Source organism: Paenisporosarcina sp. TG20 (assembly GCF_000286315.1).
GTDB lineage: Bacteria > Bacillota > Bacilli > Bacillales_A > Planococcaceae > Paenisporosarcina.
The window spans coordinates 1-15,482 of record NZ_ALJG01000272.1; the positions used below are offsets into that span (position 1 = coordinate 1).

The following is a 15,482-nucleotide window of genomic DNA, read 5'->3' on the forward strand; positions in this document are numbered from 1 at the left end:
AGCAACCGAGCCTCCTCGGGCCAATAGGATGTTGGTCACGAAGGCTTCGCCACACGATGTGGCGTTCTTAGCCTTCGTTCCATTGTACGCTTCCTGCGGGGTCTCGTCTGTCTCGCTAATTCCGCTGGAGTCGCCGCCTTTCACTACAATCATTCTTCTTTTAAAAATCAACAGTGCTAGCAATATTGTTTTAATAATAATATAAAAATCGTCCTATCTAAAATGAAAATATCCATTAGATAGGACGATTTTTTATGTGCAATCCAAAGATTATTGAACAAGAAAATATTAATAAACAAAATTCACTTCTACTAAGAGGGAACTTGCGTTTCTAAAAAAAAATCACGACTTACATTAATTGAATTAACGAGAGTCACATCAAAGAAACTCCGTTTTATTATGTTGCTCTCTCCTTATACTAAATACACCTTGAACACCGGGCTCTTGGCACATCAATTTTATATACTTTTTAGTCTTTTAAAATAACCCTTCTCCCACAGAATAATTATCATTAGGATTCCTCCTTACCGCTAGTGTTTTTTGAATTTTTTCCTTATTATAGCTACTCTATATTCCACAATATGGGTTAACTAACGAATGTCACTACAGTATATCCCACCTTATATTTGTACATAATAAATTTAAATGGAGGTGATATTGTGGCTCAAGATGTTCTATGTGAAGTTAATAACTGTACGTACTGGAGTACTGGTAACGAATGCACGGCAGATGTTATTTATGTGGTCAATCATGGTAAGAGTAACGAAGCATCTACAAGTGAAGAAACGGACTGCAAGACATTCAAACCAAAACATTAAATTTTTAATGGGTAACCATATTTTTGGTTACCCTTTTTTATGCAGTAAGTTCAAAAACTACAACCTCAGCATCACGGTTTTTGCATTTTTCTCTTTTTTGATATATGTGTTTGCACTATATAAGAACTATCATCTCTCCCCTGAATAAAGACAGCCAACAGCGGGCGAAATTGCATCTTCGCACGCTTCATTTAGCAAATGAGGTGTCCATTCTTTTATCCACCAAAGAAGTCTTACTTTCGTATAGGCTGGATGATAACCGAAATGAGGTGTGCTTGCAAGTCTTTGTTCACCTCGGAAACGATAACTGTAAGACGGTTGAAACGGGTCTTTTATTCATCCTTTTTGGATAAAAGGCTTGAAAATAAATAAATGATTTGTTTTAAACCCTGCGACTCTCCGTTTCCTTCTTTTGTTAAAACTGCTGTTTAATTATCTATTTTTTTACCTCTCATTAACTTCTCGAATTGTTTTAATTCTTTATCCCTTTCAGGAAAACTTTTCAACGGATCTCTTTCCTCCGCAAATTCCTCTTTAGTATCAAGTTGAATACCCATTTTTGTACTACCAGATGCTGTCGGGTCATTAATAATGTTTTCTTTCTCTCCATCAAAATGAGGAGTTGCTTCTACATTCAAATTTTCAGTTCTACGCGGCATATTGTCATCTCCTTTTTGTTAATATGACAATATATAAGGGTATCTATTCAAGCTAATGGATCGGTCAGAGATAAAAAGAGGTTTTAGGCACAAATTTGTATTTGAGTTAAAATAAAGAGGTGGTCATCTTGTGGAATGAGGTGTGTGATGTGAAAAAGAAAATTGGTATTGTTACTGTCCTTTTGATTTTGCTGACAGGTTCTTATCAGGGTGGGTCTATTAGCTTTGAAGATACCGTTAAGACCAATATGAATGAGCTACCAAGAGTTGATGTCCAAAAGGGTCATGATACTGAAATGATTACAGGTGAGATTACGGTGGATATGCTCAGAAAAACATTTACTCAAATCGAATGGAAGCCAAACGAAAAGATTGATATGCCGGGAAACCCAGATGTAAATGCAACTTTATTTTTCGACTGGGATAAAAATATGCCAGAGAGATTATTTAAGTACTCCATTTGGTTTGACTCAGGTGGATTAGCAACCATTATCGTTAATGATGAAAACACCTATGGAAGTTTAGATCAAGATAATGCCCAGACTTTAAGAGACCTACTACAGAATAAAGATTAATATCCGCTGTTTTTGCGTAAAAAAAGAGTTCAATTCGCTTATGAATAAAACTCTTTTGGGTAGTTACATTGAAATAGAATTCTAAATACCTCTTTTTAAAAACTTTTTATTAAGCAATACAATTGGTCTAGGTCTCTTAGGAGTTATTCCAAATTTTGAAATTAACAGTAAGGCAAGAAATATAAAACAACCGGCATTAGTGTTGTTACTCGTGAAAATCTGTGACTGAATAATTTCTAAGGAAACCACCACGTTCAATACATATGAAATAAGAAAACCAGCCATTGAAACACAGGTTAGATAATTACCTAATAATAATCTTTTATAGTTATCAGTTCCACTCGCTAATCGGATAGTCAAAGTATGTTGAATTTGTCTCACTAAACCGTATGCAAAACCCAAAAACAGAAAAATCACCATTGCGGTACCAGTTATATCATCCATTACTTCACTCCTTTAAATTTCAATTATAGACCATTTTTCTTTCAAATTTCAGTAAATACTTTTGGGTAATTGTGCTATTAATTTTCTAAACTGTTACCAGAGGGGCTCTTGTACATTAGAAAGTTTTATAGAATACAGAGTAATGATGGTTACTATTACCAAAATTGGAATAGCAAACAGAAGATGTGTCGCGACACTTAAATCGAAAAACGGACGTGAGAAAAAGATTATCACTATAGAAATAAGAGAGATCATACTGGTCTTGTTTCTTGATTTCTTAGAAATATATTGTTTTTCGCCGCACTTAGGACATTTTTTTCCATCGTATTTAAAACCTATTTTAAATGTATCTCCCCAACTCCACTCTTGACCACAGCTTTGGCAGTTTGGCATTTTTTAACCTCCAATCATATTCTTTGCGTTTGAATATTTCATTATATTGTTAATTTACTATACCCTTTTTTCCAGGATTTATAAAACAAGCATCGCCATCTAAAGTAATTATAAGGTTAATAATATGGGTATTTTTACCTACTTGTAATTGCCGAAATACGGACTTATATACTACACGGTGACCATTTGTCAACTTTATACTAACAGTTTTCCGTCAAATGTTACAAAACTGTGAATTTTAAAATCTAGCCACACTTCGACAGGTTTTGCATTATGTCCATTATATTATTAAATAGGCAAAATTAAATTGTTCGAAAATTTTAAAAAACTATAACTATGGAGGATAGAAGAAAAATGAAAGTGGTTTTGGTTAGATATATATTACTAGTAAAAATAGATTTAAAGAGGAGAGAGATGTACAATAAAGCCAAACTCTATACCTTAACTCATCCTCGTGTTATCACTTGCAGTCAAGAACTAGATACTTTATTAAATAAATATCATGTACTGATTTTTCAAGATAAGTACGATCATTTATATAAATCTTCTTTTTATCTTGCTCCTTCAAAAACAGAGGAAGCAAGTTAAGGAGAAACTCAGATATATCTGGCAAGGTACGATCTGTCCTAATTATACGAATATCAGTTAAAATAAGATATTTATACTTTATATTTACCTGGGTTTCCAGATTTCTTTGCATGGCATACCTACTGCACCATAACCTCAAGAATAAAAGGGATGAGCAAATTTTCACTTCGCTCATCCCTTTTTTACAGGTAATCTTGCGACCGGTTTGGGTCCAACGCTTCCCTTTAACCTATAATCATATAGTGAGAAGTATGATTGTTATTTGTTAGGAGGAATTTCCTGTGGAGATATTAAACATTATTATTGGCATAGGTATCCTTTTCATAGGTTCATTATTATTTAATACCACCATATATAATGAACCATTTAATAATATATTAATAAAAATAATAGGTATTATAGTTTTAGGATTAGGGTTTTTTTATCTAAATAGAATAGTTAAATTCGGAAAGAAAAAAGTATAATTATATTCAATAGGCGACAAATATTAATCCAAATATTCCTTTATTTAATGCCTAAGATATTATTATGCACATACTGGATAATAACTAGATAATTCAGTTTACATCCTATTGTTCATAACAATAGTAAATTAAGCAAAGGGCGGCCGAAATTGCATCTTCGGCCGCCTTTATATTGCAAATAAGGTATCAATTCTTTCGTCCACCAAAACCGTACTTATGTGTAGGTAATAGGATAGGATGAAAATTTCTTGTAAGACAGAGAGGCGAGTTTCTGAAATAGTAGGAGCCTTTACTTAATCTGAAAAGGTCTCTCCTTTCTTTAAGTTCAATACACGATTGTTAATCGAAACCGTATCATTATCTATCCATTCCACGTCTGCATGATCCATATTGTTTTTATTATAAATTGTTTTTTTACACCAGAGCGGGCCATCTAATATGCCTTTAACCAAAAGTGAACTGGCTGCTCCTCCGTTTACAAGATATAGGTTAATTGTATATTTATCTTTGGGTGATTCTGATGTTTTAATCAAATCTTCAGCTATCAAAACGCTTAGAACACCTAAAAAAAGGACCAGTGAAAGTAAAATTGACACGATAATAGTTGACCAACTTCTGACTCTAGCTAACCAGTTTGTGTTATATCCAAAACCGATTACTCCTAAAATAAAGGCCGCTACAGTTAGGATCCAAACAATATACACTGGTGGTGCTATTGACTAAGTTTGAGAATAATATAAAGCTTCATTTATCCACTCATTTTCCTTTTAGCTAACATCACATCAATTTTAATGATCATCTTAGACTGTCAAATCGTTTTCTGATTTTATGTGCCATGCACTTTTTAATAGTTCCTGAAGAACTGCAGCAAACACTGATATACTCACAGCCGCAAAGATAATGGTGATTCCAATGATTGCTATCCCAGGGTGCAAAGCGTTCTGTACTGCAAGGAAGAGCATTCCAATTATGTATAAGATAATAATGGCAAAAGCACAGTATTTTATTTGTTTTAATGAGCTTACAGCAAATTCTGAAAAAGCATTATTACTTTCAATGTAACGCAAAAGTTCTAAGGATTCATACATGGCTAGATAAGCCGGTATCGTAGTAACATACAAACCGAAAAGTACAGGATATCTCAAATAAGCAAACTCAGGATTCATCTCTGCGGCATTTGCAGCCAAAGACGGAAACCAGAAAATACATATGATGAGCGCCACAAAACCAATTATATATAAAGCTATTTTTAAAAAAGTTGTTGTCCCTCGTTTCATAAAGTACCTCACTTTAAATGTTTTCTACATAGTAACAATATATTTATTGATTTACAATAAAAAAGTATCTAAATTTAATACTTTGTTGTTGTTTCGCAATTTATCAGAGCATTCCTGATTCCAAAGAAACGCTCCTTTCACTTTAATTAAATTACATTTCATACTCTTTTAGTTTTGGTTATAAGCAGGTTGATTTTTACGTAAATTAAAGAGGGGGTTGGTTTTAGGTGAAAAGAATTTTCATTTTATTTATCTCTGTTTTTCTATTGTCCTTAGTTGTGAATGATATTAAGGCGAGTAGTGACCAATTTGAAAAACCTTTCATTGAAGGTGGATATATGGAAGTGAATAAAGCCCTGCAGAAAAGTAAAAAACACTTTAAGCGGGATATTGCATTACCAACACAATTGCCTCCTGTTATATTCACCCACCATCTCGGCAGATTCAGTGACTTAGAAGGAAATCCAAATGATGGTTTTGAGGCCATTTATTTAAATGAGGATTCGGGGATTCATTACGATATTCGAGTTAAACCAGTTAAGTATAAACTAATTATTAGTGAAGAGAAAATTGACCAAACCATAAAGCTAAGTGACGGAAGTGAAGCGATTTTCAGCACCTGGTTACAAGGCGCTAATATCTTAGCCTTTGTAAAAAACAAAATGCAGTACATTTTATCGATAGATAAGCGAATTTCAAAAACAGTAACCAAAGAAGTCTTAATCGAGATCGCAAATTCGGTAAAGTAAACAATGAAGTTTGACTAGCTTATGTAGCGCTCGATTCCTTACAAATTAAAGCAAGCAAAGGGCGGCCGAAATTGTATCTTCGGCCGCCTTTTATCTTGCAAATGCGGTGTCGATTCTTTTGTCCACCAAAACCGTACTTATGTGTAGGTTTTAGGTTTTAGGTGATCGATGGACATACATCGGCAGCAGGAATCTTTCAGCGCTTTTCTAATTTAAATATAAATGGATCGCAAAATGTAATTCTAGCGAACATTTAATCAGGAAAACGGATTTCTATAAAACCGCTTTTAAGTAATTAATTAAACTTTCTTCCACACATTCTTCAATTAAATGAACAAATGGTTGAACATCATGCTTCACACTAGCTGTTTCCAGTGCTTCGTAATAGTTTAATCTCTGTTCATTTTCAGCCTTTACAATAGCGGGAGGGAAGCCGTGAGTCATGAGGATTAGATTCATCAGTAATCTAGCCGTACGTCCATTGCCATCAGCAAACGGATGGATATAAACAAATTTAAAATGAAATAATGCCGCTAACTCCACTGGATGTAAGCAATCTTTCTCTTGTTCATACCATGTAAAGAGGTGCTTCATTTCATTGGCTACTTGAAGAAAATGCGACGGTTCGTGTTGGCTGCCGGAAATTCTGACGTTAATCGGGCGGTAAGCGCCTGCATTCTCATCATCAATATTTTTTAGAATCAAGTGATGAATCATCTTTAACGTTTTTTCATCAAGCGGTTCTATTCGATTTACTTGGTCCTCGATAAAATAAATCGCTTCTGAGTGGTTGATCACTTCAAAATGTTCTTGAAGTCGCTTTCCGCCAATGGTTAGACCGTCTTCCATTACCACCTTGGTTTCGAGCAGTGATAAGGTGTTTCCTTCGATAGCGTTTGAATTGTAAGTCCATTCCACGCGGTATACATCACGTAGATTCTTAACGGCTGCTGGTGGCAAGGGTCTATGTTGATCTAACTTCTTTTTCAATTCATCAATCTTTGTAAAGTTCGCCATTCATTAACACCCGCTTTTTATAGAATATGAAAGTTCCACAGTACTCTTTGGTATAATTCATGTAATCCATTTCGTTATCTATATTTTAACATATTCCTATACTATGTTAGTTAAGTTAATATTTTGCGAACATATAAATTTGAACATATAATTTACACGGTCTAATATGGCATTCACTAACTATGTATCCTGAAAGAATTCGTCCCACGCTTAAAGTTCATGTTCGTTGTCAAAATCGTACTACGCCTCTCATGAGGCATGTCATATAACTGGAAGAACAACTTCGTGTCTTTAGGTTCAATCGGTAAATAGACAATTTCGTCGATTATAAGCTATCTATATTTTGTGTAATGCTCCTATTACCAGATATTCCTACTACCTTTTCTTCTCCCTCATTATATAATCCCCCGTTAAACCTAATACGAATTCCTTCCATTCTGTTTACCCTTTTTAACACACTTATCCTATGTTCTTCTTCCGTACAAAAGTAAATGAAGCGAAGGGCGGCCGAAATTGCATCTTCGACCGCCTTTTTTTGCAAATGATGTGTCAATTCTTTCGTCTACCAAAACCGTACTTATGTGTAGGTTTCAGGATAGCGATGGACACATGTAACTAGTTAAGATGCATAAGTTTGTGTTACAAAAAGATACCGCCGTCCCTCCTATCAAGGTGGGACGGCGGTTTGACCATTATAAGTTTTACTGTTCGATAAATCTGGTAATATCAACCAATTTTCTTTCCGCCATTGATTTAAGTCGCAGTTCATAATTTTCAAAGGCTAAAAACTCAGTTACTGAATTTGGCACAATCACGCACTTTAATCCAGCAGCTACTGCGGATTGCAAATCATTTAAGGAGTCTTCAAATGCGATCGCTTCTTCAGAACTAATATTTAATGCTTTAATTGCTTTTAAATACAAATCAGGTGCAGGTTTTACTTTGTTAACATCATCCCGTGTGATAATGACTTCAAAATAGTGTAACAGACCAAGTTCATTTAAATAATGAGATACCCACTCCCTTGAGGAACTAGATGCAAGACCAATTCTATACCCAGAATTTTTAGCTTCTTCCAAATAATCTTTCACCCCTTCACGTGCCTGAGGAGTTTTCATTTTTATTTTATGTATAATTTTTGCCCTAGCTTTAATTTCTTCAATGTTACAACTATCTCCCAATTGATTTTTGAATAGTTCATTAAGCACGGAATCGTCAGTACCGATACATTTAGCAAAATCTTCTAGAGGTAAATCACTTTTATAATAAACCATAACTTCTTTATAAGCCTCGTACCAAGCAGTTTCAGTGTCTATAATTAAACCATCAAAATCAAAAATTATTGCTTTAATCAACGTATCTCCCCTTTTCCACTCATTACATAGACTTATTCTATTGAGCAAAAGTTTCATAATCACCTAGAATTAGTTCATGGACTCTTATAGATAGATAGATAGAAAAATCATTTATTCCTGCATATGGTACTTCATTCTTAATTTTGTCCTCTTAGTTTTCTAAGTTATATTTTTGCCACTCTTCTAATTTATCCATATCCCATTTCTGAATGAATAATTGATATAAAAAAATTTCTCGTAGTTTTAAGAAAGTAGGAATTTGTTTCATTGTATCCCTATGAAGTTGATTTTCTGTTCTATATCCCGTAAAGAAATGACTCATAAATGTCTGACTGAACGTATCTATATTGTTATTGAAGGAGCTATGTTGCCAGTATGCATGATAGAAGACTACCGCAATATCTTGGGCAAACCAATTAAATGAACATTCATCAAAGTCAATCGTAGTTATACGTTCTTCCTCTCCAATGATTATGTTTCCTTGATGAAAGTCATTATGTATAAGTCCAAATGTGTCTGGTGTAATATCGTATGATAATAGGCTTTGCATCAACTTGTCGTAACTCTCTCTTTTCTGCTGGCTTAAGTTTTTTCTAATACCAAATACATCTGGATTTCCAACTGTCCATTTAGGTCGATTTATCACTTCAGTTTCAAACTCTTTGGATAAGGAATGCATTCTTCCCAAAATCCTTCCCAAGTGTTCAAATGTTTTTACATTCCATTGGGTGACATTTGTGACGTCAACTTGCTCTCCTTTAATAAATTCAAAATATGTTCTAACCCGATCTTCTTCACTTACTAAAGTCATTTCCGGCTTCGGTACAGCTACTCCTTTTCCATATAAGAAACTCATCCAATCTATTTCCTGTAAAACCATTTCCTTTGTTTTCTTATAATCAGATATTCTTACCACTTTGTTTTTTCCCTTAATATAAAAAACATCGTTATGAAATCCCCCATTAAACTTAATACGAATTTCATCCATTTTGTTTACCCTCCTTAACGCGCTTATCAAAATGCTCTTGAATAGTTGTGCATATACTGTCTATTATAACTGACAATTGGTTTACAATTTAAAATGAATTTAACCTTTCAAATCACCAGTAAATTAAGCCAAGGGCGGGCGAAATTGCATCTTCGGCCGCCTTTTATCTTGCAAATGAGGTGTCTATTCTTTCGTCCACCAAAAACGCACTTGTATAAGGTTTTAGGATCGATGTACATCGACAGTTGGAATGCTACTCGCTCGGGCGTAATGCCAAAATGGTCCAAAAACATGATTTTTCAATAAGTTTTATCTTCCATATTTTCTCTATTCCAACTTGGAGTTCGATTTTTCCAACTGAGCAATCGCTCACCTTAAATTCATATAGAATTTAGTGGGTTTTAGATTCCATATTATCTCTTTTCCAACTTGGCACTCGATTTTTCCAACTTGGAGTCCAAAAATTCCAACTTGGCTGCCCTTTTTTCCAACTTGGACACCTTTTTTTCCAACTGAGCAATCGCTCACCTTATTTTCATATGAAAATTAATTGGTTTTAGATTCCATATTTTCTCTTTTCCAACTTGGAGTTCGATTTTTCCAACTTGGAGTCCAAAGATTCCAACTTGGCTGCCACTTTTTCCAACTTGGCGCTCGATTTTTCCAACTTGGAGTCCAAAGATTCCAACTTGGCTTCCACTTTTTCCAACTTGGACTTCTATTTTTCCAACTGAGCAATCGCTCACCCTGATTTCATATAAAATTTAGCGGTTTTCAGACCCCATATTTTCTCTTTTCCAACTTGGAGCTCGATTTTTCCAACTTGGAGTCTAAAAATTCCAACTTGGCTTTCCATTTTTCCAACTTGGACACCTATTTTTCCAACTGAGCAATCGCTCACCCTGTTTTCATAGAAAAAGCAAGGTTATTTGTCCTTATTTCTCGAGGAGAATTCTAAAAACACCCTAACATTTACATTAAATTGAATTACTTTTTAAATTCATAAGGAGTTTTTCGGTGTCCGGACCCCATTTACAGTGTGAACAGCATTTTCTCTCCCAAACTGGGACTTGAGTTGATGTTTGCTACGGTAGGATATCAATAAAAACTTTTATCTATGTGATGTATTGTAACTTGTCAACTCATACACCCGTCTAAAAGGTTAAAGGGAGGATTAATTTGGGGAAATCAAATTTATTAACCAATAAAATAAAATGTGTGATTTTGTTTACAATCTTTATATCTCTTTTCAACTTTTCACCTACTTCTAGTTATGCGTGTTCATGTGTGCAGCCTGGTTCTGTGGAAGAAGAAATGAATCGTAGTTCGGCAGTTTTTTCTGGGGAAGTTATTGAAATGGTAGAAACAAACCAAAATATGTTCATTCAATCTTCTGCTGACCCTATTGCTGTTCGTTTTAAAGTGGAAGAATGGTGGAAAGGGCATGCTCAATCAGAAGTCGTGGTTCACACGGCAGAAAGTTCGGCAAGTTGTGGCTTTGAATTTGCTTTAAACCAGGAATACTTGGTGTATGCACAAGAATCTGATGGACAACTTAAAGTAAGTCTCTGTTCAAAGACTGCTCCTTTGGCATCGGCTGGCAACGACTTAGATGAATTAGGTGTGGGAGAAAAACCCACAGAACAAGTTTCTCTGGATTTAAAAAAGCAGGGTAACACAACTAATATGATGCAAGTATTTATCGTTTTTCTAGTTGTTGTATCACTCTGGGGTGGTATATACATCATTAGGCGTTATAAGAATAAACTATGAAAAATGCTTTTCTATCAGTGCAAAAAAGGACTAAACTTAGTCCTTTTTATTTTGTTTAATTATCAATATTCACTTTAACATCTCCGAAAATAAAGACATTAATGAGCGGTCGAAATTGTATCTTCGACCGCTATCCTTTTGTAGATAAGGTGTCCATTCTTTCGTCCACCAGAGTCATTTAGGGCTCTGCTCTTGGCATCCTTTTCTTTTGAAATACCTAAAAAGTTTGGTTATGGTAATTGACATTATCAAGATAAGTATATAAAGCAGGAATAGACCGAAGTAATTCAGTCCTTTATTTAATTGTATTAAATCTAATGAAACTAATATTGGCTTGAATATAAATGATGCAAAAGCACTGACTAAGACAGCATAAAGGAAAAAGTTCTTATTGTGATTTAAACACCATTGATATAACAGCATAAAAGACACCGGGACAAGTGCAGCATCTAACGCGAAGTTAACTGGCATAATTGGAATTGCCTGAAAAGGATATGCAACATATCCAGCCCTCATTGCAATAGCGTCAGCGTAAGTAAACCAAGTATGTATATTAAATCCAAAGAAACCTATGTGAAAGGCTTTTGTTTTATCAATGGCAAAATACACAACGATTAAAGGGATAACTAGCGTCAATGCTATAGCCCAAAACTGCCATGTCCCAAAATTTGAGAAATCCTTCCAATATTCCATCCACATGTTAAATATTTTGTCTTGTTGATTTAAGATCTCGTCCAGCCGTTTACTTTGCTCGTTCGTCAAACCAATCACTCCCGATTTTAGAAAAATGTGATTTTATATATTATCTGTTTGTTTATACGTATTTATTCTTAGTTTCTCATTTTAAATAATAGAAGGGATTGATCTTACAACAAAGCTTATCTTTCCCTTACATTAAAACAATAATTTGAATGTTTAATTGACATTCTTTCGTTGTCCGCATACAGTATCAGTAAACGTTCAAACGAATATAATAATGAATGTGAATGGATAAAGAATTAATCCTTGTAAAAACTTCTATTGAACATTTCATAATTAAATGACATTAAATTGCAATTGTCTATACAGGACCTCAATAGACGAAAGAAAGGAGACAGTATACATGGAGGACAAAACACCTCATATAAAAGAAGATAACTGCTGTACAGATCAGGGGTGTACTTCATCAAAGGTTGAGACCAATCACCTAAATAGTGAAAAAAATAAAATCGAACCATCTTTAGCGAGTTTTGAATATCGTATTAAAGGGATGGATTGTCCCTCTTGTGCCTTAACAATTGAGAAGAGCCTTGCCAAAGTAAATGGAATTGAATCAGTTTCTGTTAACTATAGTGTTGGAAAAATGACGGTAGGTGTCAGTGACCCAACAATGTCAGTTGAAATTCCAAAACAAGTTCATAAACTAGGTTTTGAAGCACAATCACTTGATACTAAAAAGAAATCACAAACATATAAAGTAGAAGGAATGGATTGTGGATCTTGTGCGGCAACCATAGAAAAACATCTTTCAAAAAACCCTACTGTACAAGAGGTACGTGTAAACTTTTCTACAGGAAAAATGAAAATTGTTCATGAGTCAACTGACAAACAAATAATTAAAGAAGTCGAAAAAGCTGGGTTTCGGGCCTCTTTAGCATCAAATAAAACAACATATGAAGAATCAGCCAGCACATGGATGAACGTCACGACTATTTCAGGTATCCTTTTAATCTTTGGATTTTTGGGATCATTCTCAAACGTTTCGCCGACTTTGATCACTGTATTGTATGCTGCATCCATTGTCATTGGAGGATACAAACCAGCTAGGAGTGCTTTTTACGCTATAAAGAGTAAATCATTAGATATGAATGTATTAATGGTATCAGCAGCGATTGGAGCCGCATTAATTGGAGAGTGGTTTGAAGGAGCTACTGTTGTGTGGCTATTTGCGATAGGAAATGCACTTCAAAATAGGTCCATTGAACGTACAAGAGAATCGATTCGGAGTTTGATCAATCTAGCTCCTTCTGAAGCATTTGTAAAAATAGGAGACCAGCTGGTCCCTAAGCCTGTTGAAGAAGTGTCAATTGGGGAAATCATCGTAATTAAGCCAGGAGAAAAGATTCCGCTTGATGGTCTGGTCGTTTCTGGAGTATCTAGTGTCAATCAAGCTCCTATAACTGGGGAGTCAATGCCTGTTGATAAAGAAAAGGGCGATACGGTTTATGCAGGAACGGTAAATGAAAGTGGTTCTTTAGAAGTACAGGTAACAAAATTAGTAGAAGATACAACGATTGCAAAGATAATCCACCTGGTAGAAGAAGCTCAAGAGAAAAAAGCTCCTACTCAAGCTTTCATAGATCGTTTTGCTCAAATCTATACACCCATTGTTTTCGTCCTTGCCTTATTCATAATGCTAGTACCACCTTTATTAGGATTTGGCACATGGAGTGACTGGCTCTATAAAGGTCTTACTCTATTAGTGGTTGCTTGTCCTTGCGCCTTAGTGATTTCCACGCCTGTTGCTATTGTTTCTGCGATTGGAAATGCGGCTAGGAATGGGGTATTGATAAAAGGTGGAACTTTCCTTGAGAAAGCTGGAGCGATTAACGCAATTGCTTTTGATAAAACGGGAACGTTGACAGAAGGAAAACCAAAAGTGTCTGAAATCGTATCGTTAAAAGGAAATAAAGATGAATTGGTAAGCATTGCGCGGACGATTGAAGAGCATTCCATACATCCCATCGCCAAAGCGATTACAGCCTATGCTTCTGAACGTAATATTTCAGTTAAGATCGGTGAGTCTTTCAAAGCGATTGTCGGTAAAGGAGCTCAAGCGACCATTGATGGGGTTGACTATTTTGCGGGCAATCCAAAATTGTTCCATGAAATGAATGTGCCACTAACTGTTTTAGAAGGCCGGATTGAGACGTTACAAAAAGATGGAAATACTCTAATTGTAGTAGGAACACGTACTGAAGTGTTTGGCTTAATTGCGGTTGCTGATGCTATTCGAGATATTACCGTGCAAGCTATCCAAGACCTAAAGCATATCGGGATTGAAGAAATCGTCATGTTAACTGGGGATAATAAAGGAACAGCAGAAAAAATCGCTGCACAAACAGGTGTGGATCGTTACTTCGCAGAATTGTTACCTGAAGATAAGGTGGCAGCAGTTAAAAAACTCCAACAAGAAGGAAAACGAGTTGCGATGGTTGGAGATGGTATTAATGATGCTCCTGCTCTCGCGACAGCTGATCTTGGTATCGCAATGGGTGGTGCCGGAACAGACACGGCTATGGAGACGGCTGATATTGTTTTGATGGCTGATAACTTAGAAAAACTTCCTCACACCATCAATCTTAGTAGAAATGCAATAAAGATCATTAAGCAAAATGTATGGTTCTCACTCCTAACAAAAGCTGTGGCCTTGGTGTTAATCTTCCCAGGATTATTGACCTTGTGGATGGCGGTGTTAGCTGATACAGGTGCTGCATTGTTGGTAATCCTGAATAGTATGAGGTTATTAAGACAGAAATAGGGAGGCTTAGTCTTCCCTATTATATAGAATTGATTAGAGCTAAATGGAGGGTTTCATATGAAGACACCGGATGTTTGTGAAGTGACTTGTATTCATGAAGATAAAGTGAAACGTGTTAAAGAAAGTTTGGATACGAATAACACATTTGAAGTAGCTAAAATCTTCAAGGCTCTTTCAGATGATACACGAGTGAAAATTGCGTATATTCTTCTACAGGAAGAAGAACTATGTGTGTGTGATATCGCCTCGATTATTGATGCGACTACTGCTACCACCTCTCATCATTTACGCTTATTAAGCAATATGGGTTTAGCTAAGTATAGAAAAAGTGGAAAGCTCGTGTATTATTCCTTGGACGATGACCATGTTAAAAATTTAATTGAAATTGCATTTGAACACCATAAAGAGATTAAAGTTTAGAGGATTTTAAGACCCCTTTTTGGAGAATGCATTATCATTTTCATTTTCATTTATATATGAAAGAGGAACTCATAGAATAAAGTATGGAGCGGTCGAAATTGCATCTTCGACCGCTTCTTTTTTATGCAGATAGGTATCTATTCTTTCGTCCACCAAAAGAACCTTTTACTTGCAGATTTAAGGATCATAAAATAAACTACCTGAAATTTTTAGCTTGTTACACATAAGAAATATGAGGTAGTATCCAATTTTTCTGGTTTACAAAATTTAAGCTTGAAAAATGTGTAAATACCCCATAAAAATAAGACTGCATTCTGGCCTAATGCTACATACTTCGTTTAATGAATCTGTCCATTTTTATTTATAAGAAAAACCGGGTAAAGTCGCCCGGTCCTTTAAGAGAGTCACAGTATCCACTTTGGTTTCTGGTATGATTTCCGTT

The 15,482-nt window shown here is 35.2% G+C and carries 18 protein-coding genes and 1 pseudogene; 8 read left to right on the plus strand and 11 right to left on the minus strand.

What is annotated here, in order from left to right:
• Positions 1-659 precede the first annotated feature (659 nt).
• Positions 660-818: a DUF1540 domain-containing protein gene (locus tag B371_RS22855; protein ID WP_019413811.1), complete on the plus strand. Its 159-nt coding sequence runs from the start codon at positions 660-662 to the stop codon at positions 816-818.
• A 428-nt stretch (positions 819-1,246) separates the two neighbouring features.
• Here the strand turns inward: B371_RS22855 and B371_RS21525 are convergent, their stop codons facing one another.
• Positions 1,247-1,477 carry a hypothetical protein gene (locus tag B371_RS21525; protein WP_019413812.1) on the minus strand — a complete coding sequence of 77 codons (231 nt, stop codon included), beginning with the start codon at positions 1,475-1,477 and terminating at the stop codon, positions 1,247-1,249.
• Positions 1,478-1,605: 128 nt separating this feature from the next.
• Here B371_RS21525 and B371_RS0108130 point away from each other — a divergent pair, with 128 nt between their 5' ends.
• Positions 1,606-2,052 (plus strand): hypothetical protein, encoded by a 447-nt coding sequence (locus tag B371_RS0108130; protein ID WP_019413813.1) that lies wholly within the window; start codon positions 1,606-1,608, stop codon positions 2,050-2,052.
• 81 nt (positions 2,053-2,133) lie between these two features.
• Here B371_RS0108130 and B371_RS0108135 read toward each other — a convergent pair whose 3' ends face one another.
• Together B371_RS0108135 and B371_RS0108140 are read right to left on the minus strand one after the other, a co-directional pair.
• Entirely contained in the window at positions 2,134-2,496 is a 363-nt protein-coding gene (locus tag B371_RS0108135) for a hypothetical protein (protein ID WP_019413814.1), read from the minus strand.
• Positions 2,497-2,589: 93 nt separating this feature from the next.
• Complete coding sequence (locus B371_RS0108140) at positions 2,590-2,889, minus strand: TIGR04104 family putative zinc finger protein (protein WP_019413815.1); 300 nt, start codon at positions 2,887-2,889, stop codon at positions 2,590-2,592.
• 354 nt (positions 2,890-3,243) lie between these two features.
• On the opposite strand from B371_RS0108140, the gene B371_RS24470 reads away from it, so the two are divergent.
• Both B371_RS24470 and B371_RS21535 read left to right on the plus strand, forming a co-directional pair.
• Positions 3,244-3,477 carry a Spo0E family sporulation regulatory protein-aspartic acid phosphatase gene (locus B371_RS24470; RefSeq protein ID WP_019413816.1) on the plus strand — a complete coding sequence of 78 codons (234 nt, stop codon included), beginning with the start codon at positions 3,244-3,246 and terminating at the stop codon, positions 3,475-3,477.
• Between the two features lie 281 nt (positions 3,478-3,758).
• On the plus strand, positions 3,759-3,941 hold the full coding sequence (locus B371_RS21535) for a hypothetical protein (protein ID WP_019413817.1): 183 nt from the start codon (positions 3,759-3,761) through the stop codon (positions 3,939-3,941).
• A gap of 293 nt (positions 3,942-4,234) precedes the next feature.
• Here the strand turns inward: B371_RS21535 and B371_RS0108155 are convergent, their stop codons facing one another.
• Positions 4,235-4,645 carry a DUF5412 family protein gene (locus tag B371_RS0108155; protein ID WP_237721518.1) on the minus strand — a complete coding sequence of 137 codons (411 nt, stop codon included), beginning with the start codon at positions 4,643-4,645 and terminating at the stop codon, positions 4,235-4,237.
• 96 nt (positions 4,646-4,741) lie between these two features.
• The gene (locus B371_RS0108160; RefSeq protein ID WP_019413819.1) at positions 4,742-5,218 is read right to left on the minus strand and encodes a DUF2975 domain-containing protein; all 477 of its coding nucleotides are present in this window, start codon (positions 5,216-5,218) and stop codon (positions 4,742-4,744) included.
• Positions 5,219-5,445: 227 nt separating this feature from the next.
• On the opposite strand from B371_RS0108160, the gene B371_RS0108165 reads away from it, so the two are divergent.
• Complete coding sequence (locus B371_RS0108165; protein WP_019413820.1) at positions 5,446-5,967, plus strand: hypothetical protein; 522 nt, start codon at positions 5,446-5,448, stop codon at positions 5,965-5,967.
• A 273-nt stretch (positions 5,968-6,240) separates the two neighbouring features.
• On the opposite strand, the gene B371_RS0108170 is transcribed toward B371_RS0108165, so the two are convergent.
• The 5 genes and pseudogenes from B371_RS0108170 to B371_RS0108195 form a co-directional block, all read right to left on the minus strand.
• Positions 6,241-6,984 carry a Fic family protein gene (locus B371_RS0108170; RefSeq protein ID WP_019413821.1) on the minus strand — a complete coding sequence of 248 codons (744 nt, stop codon included), beginning with the start codon at positions 6,982-6,984 and terminating at the stop codon, positions 6,241-6,243.
• Positions 6,985-7,167: 183 nt separating this feature from the next.
• Positions 7,168-7,340, minus strand: a pseudogene (locus tag B371_RS22860) (ATP-binding protein); the annotation flags it as partial.
• 345 nt (positions 7,341-7,685) lie between these two features.
• Positions 7,686-8,396, minus strand: a complete 711-nt coding sequence (locus B371_RS0108180; RefSeq protein WP_192811899.1) for an HAD family phosphatase — start codon at positions 8,394-8,396, stop codon at positions 7,686-7,688.
• A 94-nt stretch (positions 8,397-8,490) separates the two neighbouring features.
• The gene (locus B371_RS21540) at positions 8,491-9,327 is read right to left on the minus strand and encodes a phosphotransferase enzyme family protein (RefSeq protein ID WP_019413824.1); all 837 of its coding nucleotides are present in this window, start codon (positions 9,325-9,327) and stop codon (positions 8,491-8,493) included.
• A 524-nt stretch (positions 9,328-9,851) separates the two neighbouring features.
• A complete protein-coding gene (locus B371_RS0108195) occupies positions 9,852-10,073 on the minus strand; it encodes a hypothetical protein (RefSeq protein ID WP_019413826.1) in 222 nt (73 codons plus the stop codon).
• Positions 10,074-10,506: 433 nt separating this feature from the next.
• On the opposite strand from B371_RS0108195, the gene B371_RS0108205 reads away from it, so the two are divergent.
• Complete coding sequence (locus B371_RS0108205) at positions 10,507-11,100, plus strand: hypothetical protein (RefSeq protein WP_019413828.1); 594 nt, start codon at positions 10,507-10,509, stop codon at positions 11,098-11,100.
• Positions 11,101-11,274: 174 nt separating this feature from the next.
• On the opposite strand, the gene B371_RS0108210 is transcribed toward B371_RS0108205, so the two are convergent.
• Positions 11,275-11,862, minus strand: a complete 588-nt coding sequence (locus B371_RS0108210; protein WP_019413829.1) for a CBO0543 family protein — start codon at positions 11,860-11,862, stop codon at positions 11,275-11,277.
• A 340-nt stretch (positions 11,863-12,202) separates the two neighbouring features.
• On the opposite strand from B371_RS0108210, the gene B371_RS0108215 reads away from it, so the two are divergent.
• Both B371_RS0108215 and B371_RS0108220 read left to right on the plus strand, forming a co-directional pair.
• Positions 12,203-14,620, plus strand: a complete 2,418-nt coding sequence (locus B371_RS0108215; RefSeq protein WP_019413830.1) for a heavy metal translocating P-type ATPase — start codon at positions 12,203-12,205, stop codon at positions 14,618-14,620.
• Between the two features lie 57 nt (positions 14,621-14,677).
• Positions 14,678-15,040, plus strand: coding sequence for a metalloregulator ArsR/SmtB family transcription factor (locus B371_RS0108220; protein ID WP_019413831.1), 363 nt, complete (start codon positions 14,678-14,680; stop codon positions 15,038-15,040).
• Positions 15,041-15,482: the final 442 nt, after the last annotated feature.